At 63.6% G+C, this 12,801-nt stretch carries 5 protein-coding genes; all 5 read right to left on the reverse strand.

The genetic code is table 11. The features are described 5' to 3' along the window. Positions 1 to 14: 14 nt before the first annotated feature. The 5 genes from RPG13_RS24850 to RPG13_RS24870 all read right to left on the reverse strand — a co-directional run bounded on the left by RPG13_RS24850 (position 15) and on the right by RPG13_RS24870 (position 12,446). Complete coding sequence (locus RPG13_RS24850) at positions 15 to 1,172, reverse strand: ABC transporter permease (protein WP_095482909.1); 1,158 nt, start codon at positions 1,170 to 1,172, stop codon at positions 15 to 17. 12 nt (positions 1,173 to 1,184) lie between these two features. Next, the gene (locus tag RPG13_RS24855) at positions 1,185 to 2,219 is read right to left on the reverse strand and encodes an ABC transporter permease (protein ID WP_095482910.1); all 1,035 of its coding nucleotides are present in this window, start codon (positions 2,217 to 2,219) and stop codon (positions 1,185 to 1,187) included. Between the two features lie 225 nt (positions 2,220 to 2,444). Then, positions 2,445 to 4,097, reverse strand: coding sequence for an ABC transporter substrate-binding protein (locus RPG13_RS24860; protein ID WP_127205702.1), 1,653 nt, complete (start codon positions 4,095 to 4,097; stop codon positions 2,445 to 2,447). Between the two features lie 373 nt (positions 4,098 to 4,470). After that, positions 4,471 to 10,518 (reverse strand): translocation/assembly module TamB domain-containing protein, encoded by a 6,048-nt coding sequence (locus RPG13_RS24865; RefSeq protein ID WP_337126255.1) that lies wholly within the window; start codon positions 10,516 to 10,518, stop codon positions 4,471 to 4,473. Beyond that, a complete protein-coding gene (locus tag RPG13_RS24870) occupies positions 10,518 to 12,446 on the reverse strand; it encodes an autotransporter assembly complex protein TamA (RefSeq protein ID WP_337126256.1) in 1,929 nt (642 codons plus the stop codon). The genes RPG13_RS24865 and RPG13_RS24870 overlap by 1 nt, the downstream gene beginning before the upstream one ends. Positions 12,447 to 12,801 lie beyond the last annotated feature (355 nt).

The following is a 12,801-nucleotide window of genomic DNA, read 5'->3' on the forward strand; positions in this document are numbered from 1 at the left end:
CGAAGACCCGTCCATCAATCTTTCATCGATTGTTCACGCAGCGAGTCTGCCAGGAGATTAAGGCCCAGCACGAACGACATCAGCGCGATCGTCGGCGGCAGCGCCGGATGGATGAAGGACCGCAGCAGCCGGCTGGCATCCTTGATCGCGGTGCCCCAGTCCGGGCTCTCTGGCGCCAGCCCCAAGCCGAAATAGCCGAGCGTGCCGAGCAGGATCGTGGTGTAGCCGATACGAAGGCAGGCATCGACGATCAGCGGCCCGCGCGCATTGGGAAGTATCTCCCACAGCATGATGTACCAGGGCGATTCACCGCGCGTCTGCGCCGCCGCCACATAGTCGCGCGTTTTGATGTCCATGACCAGGCCGCGCACGATGCGGAACACGCCGGGGCTGGACGCGAACACCACCGCCACGAAGATGTTGAGCTGGTTGGGATCAATGTGGATGATCCTGAACGGGTCGGCGTCGAAGACGAGGCCGGCGTAGACCCAGCCGCCAATGATCAGCGTCAGCCCCAGGAGGATGTACAGGCGGTCGGGCCGCTTCTTGTAGCGCGTCCAGAATAGCACGCTGAAGAAGATGATCGGGAACAGGAAGAACAGGCCGGCCATCATGTAGGGAATCGGTGTCTCCATGATGCCCGGCGTCACCAAGAGGTAGAACAGGAGGATCACCGGGAAGGCGAGCACCAGATTGGCGAGGAAGGACAGCACGGTGTCGATCCTGCCGCCGTAATAGCCGGCCGGCAGGCCGAGCGTGATGCCGACCATCAGCGCGAAACCGGTCGCCGCCGGCGCGATGATCAGCACGATCTGGCTGCCATAGACCATGCGGCTGAACACGTCGCGGGCAAGCTTGTCGCCGCCGAACAGGTAGACAAGTCCGGATTGCGGCTCGACCGCGCCCGGCAGCGCGTCCTTCATGATCGGGATCTGGACAAGCGGATTGAAGGGCGAGATGGTCGACGCGAAGATCGCCGTGAACAGCCAGAATAGGCAGATGCCGACGCCGACGATGCCGACGCTACTGTCGAACAGCTGACCGTAGAGGCCAAGCCTCTTCTTGTAGGCGAAGCTCGCCCCCATCACCAGGACGAGAGCGATCCAGACCGGCCAGAAACGCGCAAGCACGCCAAGCACCACGTTGAAGGCGCCGATATATTCAAGCTGCATCCGCCCGATCCCCTATTGAACTCTGATACGCGGATTGAGAAACGCATAGCCGACATCGGAAATGAGCTGCGTGATCAGGACGATGAACACCGAGACCAGGGAGCAGCCGAGCAAAAGATCGATGTCGTTGTTGCCGGCCGCCTCGACCAGCGTGTAGCCGAAGCCTTGATAGCGGAACATCACCTCGACGATGACGACGCCGGTGAGCAGCCAGGGAAATTGCAGCATGATGACAGTGAACGGCGCGATCAGCGCGTTGCGCAGCGCGTGCTTGACCACGACGCTGCCGAAGGAGAGGCCCTTCAACCGGGCGGTGCGGATATATTGCTGCGTCATCACCTCGACCATCGAGGCGCGGGTCATGCGGGCGATGTAGCCGATACCGTAGATCGCCAGCGTCATGACAGGCAGCGTGAAGTTGTAGAAGGTGATGCCCCGGCTGGCCGAAGCCGCCGAACCGTTCAGCAGGCCGAGCCATGAGGCGAAGATGACGGTAAAAATGACGCCCGACACATATTCGGGCGTCGCCGTCGAGGCGATCGAGGCGACGGACAATGTCCGATCGGTTCGCGACCCCTCGCGCATGCCGGCGAGGATGCCGATCAGAAGCGAAATCGGCACCATCACCACAAGCACCCAGAACATCAGGATGCCGGTGGCGCCGAGCGCCGGGAAAAGCTTCGACGCGACCGTCGTCTTGAACTTGGTCGAGCAGCCGAAATCGCCCTGCAACACGCCGGAGAACGTCGGCTCGACAGGATCGTTGCAGAAGGAAAAACGTCGCCCGGGCTTGCCCGTTGCCGGGTCTGTGACCGGCTGCTTGGGCACGACACCCAGCCATTGGCCGTAGCGGGAGAAGAAATTCTGGCGGTAGCCATGATTGACCAGCCAGCTTTCGAGCTGCTCGGCCGAGGTGTGCATTTCGGTCTGGCTAATCGCCAGCTTTTTCAGATTGGGGTCGAGATTGATCAGGAAGAACACGACCAACGTCAGGCACAGCATCGTCAATGCCATGGTGCCGAGGCGTCGAAGGATGAAAGAAAGCATGGCGGTCCCCTGCCGGTCTGGTTGGGGTTGAGGCCGGCTTGGAACCAGCTCAGCCGCTATCGGCGGAGCTGGCTGTCAAACGGACCCTCAGAATGCGATCAACCCTGTCTTATTGCACGCCCTCATCCGAAGAGTTTGCGCTTTTTTGCTGCGCCGACTTTCGGTTGTGGGATCATGCATGGCGTGGGTGGAAGGGGCGAACCGCCCCTTCCACGATCGATCCGATCAGGCCTCGTCGAGCCAGACCTTGCCGTAATCGCGCTCGAAGGTCGGGTGCATGGCGTAGTTCTTAACCGCCGCGACCGAATGGCTGTACAGCTTGCGCCAGTAGGGCTGGATGATGATGCCGGAATCCTGCAGGATCTGCTCAATGTCCTTCATCATCTCCTTGCGCTTGGCGGCGTCGGCGACCGAAAGCGCGGCGTTGAGCTTGGCATCCCACTCGGGATTCGACCAGGCAGTTTCGTTCCAGGCTTCTCCGGTGCGGTAGCCGATCGCCAGAACCTGGACGCCGAGCGGCCGCATGTTCCAGTTGGTCATCGACAGCGGATACTTCGTCCAGTCGTTCCAGAACGTCGAACCCGGCAGCACCGTGCGCTTCACCTTGATGCCGGCGTCGCGCATCTGCGCGGCGATCGCATCGCCGGTGTTCTTGTGCCAGTCTTCGTCGACCGTGATCAGCTCGTGCTCGAAATCGGCCTGCCCGGCTTCCTCCATCAGCGCCTTTGCCTTAGCCGGATCGCGGGCAATCTTCGGCAGCTCGTAATATTCCGGATGGATCGGGGCGACATGGTGGTTTTCGGCGACAGTACCGGCATCGCCACCCCCCAGCTGGAGCACGACAGCGTTGTCGACTGCGAGCTGCAGCGCGTTGCGGACCTTCTGATCATCATAAGGCTTGTTGGCCACGTTGGTGCGGCAGACGATGGTCGCTGCGGTGACCACCTCGTACTTGACCAGGTCGACACCGTCGAGGATCGACACATAGTCGGCTGACGTCTCGAAATTGGTATGGACCTCTCCCGATTCGAAGGCGCTGACCGTGGCCGCCGGATCGGTGCCGTAGTCGATGAACTCGATGCCGTCGAGAAAGACCTCGCCGTCCCACCACTTGTTGTCTTCGCGGCGCTTGTAGACGACTTTCTGGCCGACATCGTAGGAGACGAGCTCGAAGGGGCCGGTGCCGATCGGGCAGGCTTTGAAATCGCCACCCTTTTCGTCGAAGGTCTTGTGGACGACGAGACCGGGATAGTCGCACACGTTGGGGATGAGGGCGATATCCGGCGTGCTGAGCTTCAGCTTCACCGTCAAATCGTCGACCTTGGTGACTGCGCTCTCATCCAGCTTGTCGTCCTTGACCAGCGAGCCGAGACGGCCGGGCATGGAATTGCCTTCGGCCTTCTTGTCGGCCCAACGCTTGAAGTTGAAGATGACATCGTCTGCGGTGAACGGATCGCCGTTGTTCCAGGTGACGCCCTTGCGCACATGCAGCGTGTACTCGGTGGCATCGTCGTTGACGTCCCAGCTCTCGAGCAGGTAGGGGCGGAACGTGTATTCGTTTGTGTACTTGACCAACGGCTCGAGCGCCTGGCGCTCGGCATTAGCGATTTCCGACCAGTCGGCCTTGCGCGGATCCTTCGGATCCTTGATCCACATAGCGACCTTCAATATGCCGCCCTTCTTGCCCTCCACGTCCTGCGCTCTCGCCGGCGTTGGGTCGGCGAGGCCGAGCATGCCATAGGCCATCGCCGTGGACGCGCCGAAGACGCTGGCCAAAGCGAGAAACTCGCGGCGATCGACACGTCCGGCCCTGGCTTCTTCGGCCATTACGTGGATGTGATCCGGAACGCGATCGCCATTACTCTTGTAGATTGTCATCACGAACTCCCATTGTTGGCTTTCTGCCTTTTACCATTCCGCATCCGGGCCATGATGTCAAAAACGGCACGGATTGGGAACATGCCAAGGAATGTGCAACTTTGGAAGGGAAGCAGTTCGCGTGATAACGACAGTCTTGGCGCAAAATTGCTATTGCCCGGCAGATTTCGCTCGAATATCCGGCATCGATTAAACTGAGACATTCACTACAGCGCCGCGCGTCCTCGTGGACGCGCAAAGGACGCTGTAGCGCTTTGATTTTGCGCATAATCTTTTGCCGAAAATCGATTTCGATTTTCGGGGTCATGCGCGAAGGTCTGCACGGCGCCAGTTGATCGCGGATGTCGTGCAAAAACGGCGGCGGCGGCAGGCTTCAGTACTCGCGCTCGTAGAAAACGCCGCCCTTGGCTTCGCCGGCGTCGGTGGCCTCGCCGCGCAATTTGACGCCGCGCCCGACGTCGAGATCGATCGCCGCCTTGCCCGAACCCGGCTTGTCGCCTTTCTGGATCGTCACATAGGTGCGGTCGTTGAGATATTTGCCGGCCGAGACCGCGGTGCCGCCCTCCTCGTCCGTGATGACGTCGAGATCGTCGACGCCGATCGCGCTGCGCAGGTTCTGGAGCAGCGACGTCGAGCCGCCGACACCGGCCAGTTGCGCGGCGGCTTCGGCAAGCTGGGCGATCTGCAGCGGCGACAGGTTCGACATCGAGCGGCCGAAAATCAGTTGCGCCAGAACCTCGTCTTCCGGCAGCGCCGGCACCGACGAGAAATTGAATTTCGGATTGGTCGCCTCGCCCGATACCACGATGGTGACGGTGGCGCTGCTCGTCGTCGATGTCGCTGTGAGGTTGAGATAAGGCACCAGAGACCCTGAAAAGCCGATCGTGCCTTCGGTGAAGGTCAGCCGCTTGGCAAGGATCGTCAGCCGCCCGCGCTGCAAGGTGAAGGTGCCGACCGCTTGCGGCGACGACGCCGGGCCGGTCAGCCGCAGCGAGCCGCCAAGCTCGGCATCGACGCCCCTGCCCTGGATGAATATCTGGCCCGGCGCGTTGACCGTGACATCAAGATTGAGGCCGCTGCCACCGCTGCTGCCGCTCGCCGTCGCCGGGCGCAACGCCTTGTCCTGCGCGCGCACGGCGGCCGGTGCATTCTTGTGCTTGACGTCGAGCGCCGCCAGCGAGCCCGGCAGTTTTTCGGGAACGGTGATGACGGTCTTGGCCAGGTTGACCGTGCCCGAAATCACCGGCGCCGATGCGAGCGGACCCCTGATAGTCAGGTCGCCGCCGAGATTGGCGGTGACCACCCTGCCGTCGGTGTAGCGGCCGTCGACGAGCTTGACCGTCAGGTCGGCCGGAAAACCTTGCGCCGGAACGATGCCGACGGTGCCGCTGGCAGACAGGCTGCCGCGCGTCGACAGCGTGCCGGTCAGGCGGTTGATTCTGGCGACGCCGCCGCCGATTGCGACATCGGCGGCGATATCGTTGATCGCAAGGCCCGAGCGTGCATCGATCAAACGGGCACCTGACGTGCGGACCGTGCCTGAGATCACCGGCGATGTCGCCGGGCCGCGCACCTGCAAATTGACGTCGGCCGTGCCGCTCAAGGACAGGCCTTGCGCAGCGAGTGTCCGAGTGAGGAAGGCGAACGGCACCTTGCCGGAAAAGTCGAGATCAAGGGTGGGCGTGCCTGATGTCGTCATCGTGCCGCCGCCCTTGAGACCGAGGCCGGCGCCGTCGCTCATGTCGGCGTCGAAGGCCAGTCTGTTGCCCGAATATGTGCCGGAGGACGAAACACCCATGCCGCCGAAACCGGCACCGCGGGTCTGCGACGTCTGGACGCCTGCGGCGTCGATCTTGAAGGCAACGGCCGGATTGGCCGGCGCGCCCGTCACCTTAACCGTGCCCGAGATCGAACCGGCGGCATCGAGGCCCGGCGAGAAACTGTTGGCGAGCGAGATCGGCACCCGGGCCAGCGTCGCGTTGAGATCGAGCGCCTGCCCAGCTTTGCCCGTGACCGTCGCCGTGCCGCCGCCGAGGTTGAGCACGAGCCTGTCCAGGTTGGTGGTGCCGTTGGCGATGGTGATGGTCGAGGCCTGGGCGATCGCCGCCTTGATGCCACGCATGGTCGCCTCGCCGGAGGTGAGCTCGACCGTCGTCGTGCCACTGGCGATCCTGACGCGGCCGGCGGCCCTGGCCGGAATATCCTTGACGGTGGCGCCGCCGGAAAAGCCGGTCCAGTCGGCCTCGCGCTTGAGGTCGACATCGATGCCGCGAATGACGGTGCCGCCGGAGGTGACGCTGTCGGCACGGATCTTTCCGGAGATCACTGGCGCGGCGAGATAATTGGCGATCTGCGCATCGATTGTGACCGTCTTTGCCGAAAGATCGCCGCGCGAAATCGAAGCCGTCGAAGCCTTGATGGTGACTTCAGGCGCATTGCCGGTCTTCGAGAAGACGATCGTGCCGCGCACGTCGCCTTCCGCCTTTTCCAGCGCAAGCGCTGCGAGCGGTCCGATATCAGGCAGGTCGAGCGCCACGGTGCCATCAGGCACGAAGGCATTATCAAGTGCCAGGTCGCCCGATATCCGGTTCTTGCCGAGCGACAGCAGAAGCCCGTTGATGGCGCGCTTGCCGTCGGACGTCGCCAGCACGGCACTGCCTTGCAGGGCCTGGCCCGCGACATTTCCGGTCAGTTGCACATTCGCCGCCGGGTTGGCGGCATCGGCCTTGCCGGTGGCGGTGAGTCTCAGCCCGGTGATCTCGCGTTCAGCCACCGAAAGCCGGTCGCTGTTCACCGTCAGCGACAGGTCGGGAGCCGTGCCGGCGCCTTGCGCGTTGAGCGCGAAAGCGATGGCGCCCTTGGCATCCCCGGACAGAAGCGAGATGTCGGCCAGCGCGCCCTTGATGTCGGCGGCGAGTTTGTTGTCGGCAAGGCTGGCCTGCCCGTCGGCGGTCAGCGCGCCGGACACCAGCCGGATCGCGTTGGCGGTGACATTGCCATTGGCGTCACGCTTCAGCGCGGCACTGAGTTCCGTCCGCTCCGCGAGCACACCGCGCGCCGCCGCCGGCAGCGCTGCGGAAGCCGCATCCGCCCTAAGGTTGAGATCGATGGCGCCGTCGGCCAGTGAGACCCTTCCTTTGAAGCCGGTGTTCAGCGCGTCGCCCGTCACCGACCCGCTGTCGATGACGATGGTGTCAGCGGCGAGACTGCCCGCGACCTTGGCGGTGATCTTGCCGGCGATCAGCGGCGCGATGGTCGGATTGTCCAGGCCGATCTTGTCCGCCGTCACCGTGCCGGAGATCGGCCCTGTCCGGCTTTTCACGTCGAAGGCGTCCGAGTGCAATGCCAAGGTGAGCCTCTCGACCTTGGTAAAGTTCGTCGCGACCGAAGGCAGGACAGCGGAGATATCGAGCTTCGACTGCGTGCCCTGCCCCGCAGCCTTTACCGAAAGCGCCTGCAGCTCGAGCTTGACCGGGCTTTCGGTGCTGCCAAACGCCAGCGGCAGGCTCGGGCCGGTCGAGGCCAGGTCGAGCGCAAAATCACTGATGCCGTTCGGATTGATGGTGCCGGCGGCCTTGCCGGAAACTTTGTCTCCGGTAAGCGTCGCTTGATCGATGGCGATGCCGCCGGCGGATGAGAAGCTGCCTGCCGCATCGACATTGAGCGGACCGAGTCCCGCCTGGCGCGTCTGGCTGGTTTCGGCGCCGTTGAGTTGCGCATTGAAACGAATGTCGGGGGCAGCCGACGGCCCCGTCACTTGCGCCGTTCCGCCGAGCGTGCCCGCAGCGTCGAGGCCGGGGGAAAAATCATTGGCAAGGGCGGCCGGCAGCGCGGAAAACTCCGCCGCGAGGTCGAGCGTCTGGCCGGCAGTGCCGGACACGGTCACCGATCCGCCGCCGACATCAAGCATCAGCCTCTCAATGCTGGCTGTGCCATTGGCGATGCTCAAGCTCGACGGCTGTGTGATCGCTGCCTTGATGCCGCGGATGGTCGCTTCGCCCGAGGCGATCTCGACGCTTGTCGTGCCGTCCGCGATCTTCACCCGGCCTTCGGCTGTGGCCGGAATGCCAGATACGGTGGCGCCACCGGAAAACCCGGTCCAGTCGCCGTCACGCTTCAAATCGACCCCGATGCCGCTGATCACGGTGGCCCCGGATGTGACCGTATCGGCCTTGATCGTGCCGGAGATCGCCGGGGCCTTGATGTAGTTGGCGACCAGCGCGTTGACGGCAATGGTCTTCGCCGCCAGATTGCCGCGCGAAATAGACCCGCTCGTCATGTCGATGGCAACTGCCGGCGCGCCGCCATCATTCGAGAGGCGGATGCTGCCCTGCACGTCGCCCGTCGCCGTCTGTCCGGCAAGTGCGGCCAACGGGCCGATATCGGACGCTTCGAGTGTCAACGTCCCGAGCGGCAGCAAGCTGTCGTCGAGAGCAAGATCACCCGAGATCTTGTTGTCGGCCAGCGACAGGCTAAGCCCAATGGAACGCTTTCCGTCACGCGTGACCAATGATGCCCTGAGATCGAGCGTCTGGTCGTCGACGGATCCGGTCAGTGAGACATCGGCGACGGGGTTGGCGATGTCGGCCTTCCCGGTCGCCGCCAGCTTGATCGTCTTGACCGTATGACCGGACGCCGTCAGGCTGTCGCTGTCGGCCGAGACCGAGAAATCCGGCGCCGTGCGCGCGCCGCTCGCCGTCAGCGCGAAATCGACGGCCCCGCCGACGGGTATGCCAACCATGGGCGACAGCACCGAAACGTCGCCAAGCGTGCCCTTGATGTCGGCCTGGATGTCGGTGCCCGTCGCGCTGGCGGTGCCGCTGGCGCTGAGCGTGCCCGAAGTGAATTGCAGCGCATTGGCGGCAAAGGAACCCTGCGGGTCGCGGGTCGCCGTCGCCGAGAATGTCACACGCTCGCCGAGAACCGAGCGGATCTGCGGCGGCAGCGCGGTCGAGACGGCATCGGCATTCATCTTGAGCGTCATCGCCAGATCGGCCAGCGTCACCCTTGACGTCACCGAGGCGTTGAGCGCGTCGCTGCGCAGCGTGCCTTGATCGACGACGATCTCGGCCTTGCTGACCGATCCGGCGAGGTCCGCTGTCACCCTGCCGGTCACCAGCGGCGCCAGCGTCGCCACGTCCGTGTTCAGGCCACCGGCCGCAAGCTTGATGGTGACCGGTCCGCTGCGGTCCTGGATGTCGAAGCCGTCGGAATGGATTTCAGCCGTCAGATCGTCCACCCGCGTGCCGCCCGCCACCACCGAGACCAGAGACGCGCCGATGTCGACGATCGGCGCCTTGCCGCCGCCGAACGCGCGGGCCGTGGCGCCGGTGATCGCGACGGTCACCGGCTGCGCCGCAGTGCCGAGGCTGAGCACAATCGGCGGACCCTTGGCGGCGAGCTCCACCGAAAGATCGCTGGCGCCATTGGGGTCGATGATGCCCGCGGCGGTGCCAAGCACGGCATCGCTGTCGATATTGGCGCGCTCGACTTCGACGCCGCCCGTCACGATCGCGGTTCCGGCGAGGTCGAAGCTGGTTTTGCCGGTAAACAAGGGTTTCAGATTGTCGGGTATGAAGCGCTGGAAGTCGCCATCGCCCTTGGCCTCGACATAGTTGCCCTTGTCGGTGAGCTGGTGGCGGCCGGTGAGTTGGGTGACGATCTGGCCGTCGACGACGAAGGTGCCGATGCCGCTCCAGTTGGCGACCGGCCCCGTGCCCGTGACGACGATGTCGACCGGAGGCGTATCCGGCAAATTGAGCAGATTGGCGATGATGCCTCCCGCCGGCTCGGACGCCTTCAGATCGAGGTCGAGCTTGTTGTCGGCGGGCGCAAAATGGATGTTGGCGTCGACCTTGCCTTGCTTGCCGTCGTGGCGGGTGATGTTGAGGTTGGTTTCGAGCGCCAGTGGCGCCGCGTCGGCCTTGAACGCACCCTTGGCCGCCAGCTCTGCGATGCCGCTGCCGGCCAGGGCCTGCCCGAGCGCAATTTCTGGCAGGTCGATCTGCTTGATGTCGAGCGACACCGGCAGTGTGGTGGCACCACCTTGGCTCGGCTGCGTGCCGGCCACCGGCAATCGCGCCAGCTCGATGCGATCGGCGGCGATGCGGCCGGCGCTGAAGCTTTTTGACAGAAGTTCCAGCGGTGACCAGTCGACGGCCACCTTGCGCGCCACCAGCCAGGCGCCCTGGCGATCTTCCAGCACCACGTGGTCGACGGTCAGCGCGCCGGACCAGATGCCGTCGATGCCGCTTACCGTGACCTTCCGGTCATCGGTCGACGCCACGGTCGAGATGAGGCCGGCGAGATTGTCGCGGCCGCGCTCGGTCTTGGTCAGCACGACGAGCGCACCGATCACCGCCGCCACTAGGATGAGCAGCGTGTAAAGGACAATGCGGAGGATGCGCTTGAACATTGTCATCAGAACGCCTGGCCGATGCCGGCATAGATGCCGAAACGCGGGTCGTCGGGACCCCGGTTGAGCGGCACCGCCGCATCCACGCGCAGCGGTCCGAACGGCGTAATATAGCGCAGGCCGACGCCGGCGCCGACCTTCATGTCGGAAAAATCCGGGAACTGCTCGGTCGAGACCGTGCCGGCATCGACGAACGGCACGACGCCGATCGTGTCGGTGACGGCGATGCGCATCTCGAGCGAGGTCTCGAAGTACGAAAGCCCACCGATCGGCTCTCCGTCGATGTCCTTCGGACCGATGCCCTGATAGGCATAACCGCGCACCGAGCCGCCGCCGCCGGCATAAAAACGCCGGTCGGCCGGAACGTCCTGAAGGCCGGCACCGATGATCGAGCCGATGGCGACGCGTTCGGCCAAGACGAACTTCGAGGCCGCGTCAAGCGACTGATAGGCCGATCCTTCGCCCCTCAGCTTGACGAAGGCCGCACCGTTCAAAATGTCGTAGCTCGGCTCGACATAGGCCAGCGCCCTGAATCCCGTCGTCGGATTCAGCCGGCTGTCGCGATTGTCATAGACATATTGCAGCGGAACGCTGGCGATCAGATAGGTGTGCTTGCCGAAAGAATCGGTGATCTTCGAATAGTCGAGCGCGACTTCCGCGGAAACCGTCTGCTGCTTGTCGAGTTCATAGGACAGACCGGTGTTGCCCTTGACCGCGAAATGGTCGTAGGCGTCGGGATGCTCCAATACGGTGTTGACGCCGGCGAAGAATTTCGACGCCGGCCCCACCACGCCCGGCTTTTCGAACATGATGCCGGCATTGTAGTTGAGCTCGGTCAGGTCGTTGCTGCCGATGCCGCTGATTGCACCCTCGATGCGCAGCTTTTCGGCACGGCCGAACAGATTGCGGTGGCCCCAATAACCTTCGAGGCCGAGCCCTTCGGTGTTGGAGAAGGTGCCGCCAATGCCGAAGTAGCGCGGCTTGCGCTCGCTCACTTCGACTCCAATCGGGATGTTGCCGTCGGCGTCGAGGCTGTCGGCCTCCTTCAGCGTCACGCTGTTGAAGACTTCCAGCCCGAGCAGCCGGTCGCGCGCCTCGTCGACCTCTTCCGGCGAATATTGGCGGCCGCGCTCCAGGCCGGTCATGTATTCGGTGAAGTCGCGGTCGACTTTTTCGGTGCCCTCGACCGTGGTGTCGCCGTAACCGGCAACCGGCCCGGCCGCAACGGTCAGCGTCACGTCGAGCGTCGAGGTGGCGTGGTCGGCAACGATCTCGCGATCCGTCACCTCGGCCAGCGGTCTGCCTTCCTCTTTGAGCGCCCGCACGATCGACGCCTCGGCTTTGAGCACGGCACCGGAACCGGCATCGCCGCCGGCGATCAGGCCGAAATCGGCGCCCAGCAGTCCCGCCGCATCGCCCTCCAGCCTGATGTCGCCAAGCGTGAATTTCGGCCCGGTCGCAATGTTGATCACCACCGGAATCGGCTGCGGCCCCGAAAATTCGGCGTCGGGCGGCAAATCATCGAGCGGCTTGCCTTCGATGGTGATGGTGACGACGCCCTCGTAGCGGGCGTCCGCGTAAAGTGCGGCGATAAGCTGATCGCGGTCGCCGCGCGCCTTGGCCAGCAGGCCGAGCGAACCGGAAACCGGGCGTTCTTCGTCGGCCTTCAGTGCCGACGCGTTTTCGAGCTTCTTGACGAGATCCTCGTCGGCGTCGGGCGCCTCGATGGTCACCGCATAGCGCAGCGGATCGACGATATCGGCTTCTTCGTCGTCCGACGACCCCCACAGCTTGATGCCGAATATCTCGAAAGCGGCCGCATTTCCGCTCGTGGCAACCAGTGCAGTCGAGCACAGCAAAGCGAAAAGCAGGGCGTGCGAAAGCACGCGCCTTGGCGCGGTTCCTCCCGACATCTGCCTTTCACACGCCGACATTACAACTCTACACTAGCTCCCAAAGCTAAAATTGGAATGAAGTTCTGAATTGCTCGTAAAGGAGCCACAATCCAATTGTCTGAAATGGACAGGGCTTGGAATTCACACCTTCTGCGTCGCCGCAAGAAAGCGTGATCCCTGTCCTATGGAGGTACTACCGGCCATCGGCCGGAAAGGAAACCGTTGGCAGGCGGAACCTGCCGCGTCCTCGCGTTGACAAGCTGGACTGAAGCTTGAACATGTCTGGACGTTAGAGCGAGGTGCGTCCATTCGGACGCACAAAGTACGCTCTAAGACTTTGAAGTGACGCCTCGTGCTTTCCGAAAATCGATTCCGATTTTTGGGCCGATGCGTA

The sequence above is a fragment of the Mesorhizobium sp. ISC15 genome, assembly GCF_037162615.1.
Lineage (GTDB): Bacteria > Pseudomonadota > Alphaproteobacteria > Rhizobiales > Rhizobiaceae > Mesorhizobium > Mesorhizobium mediterraneum.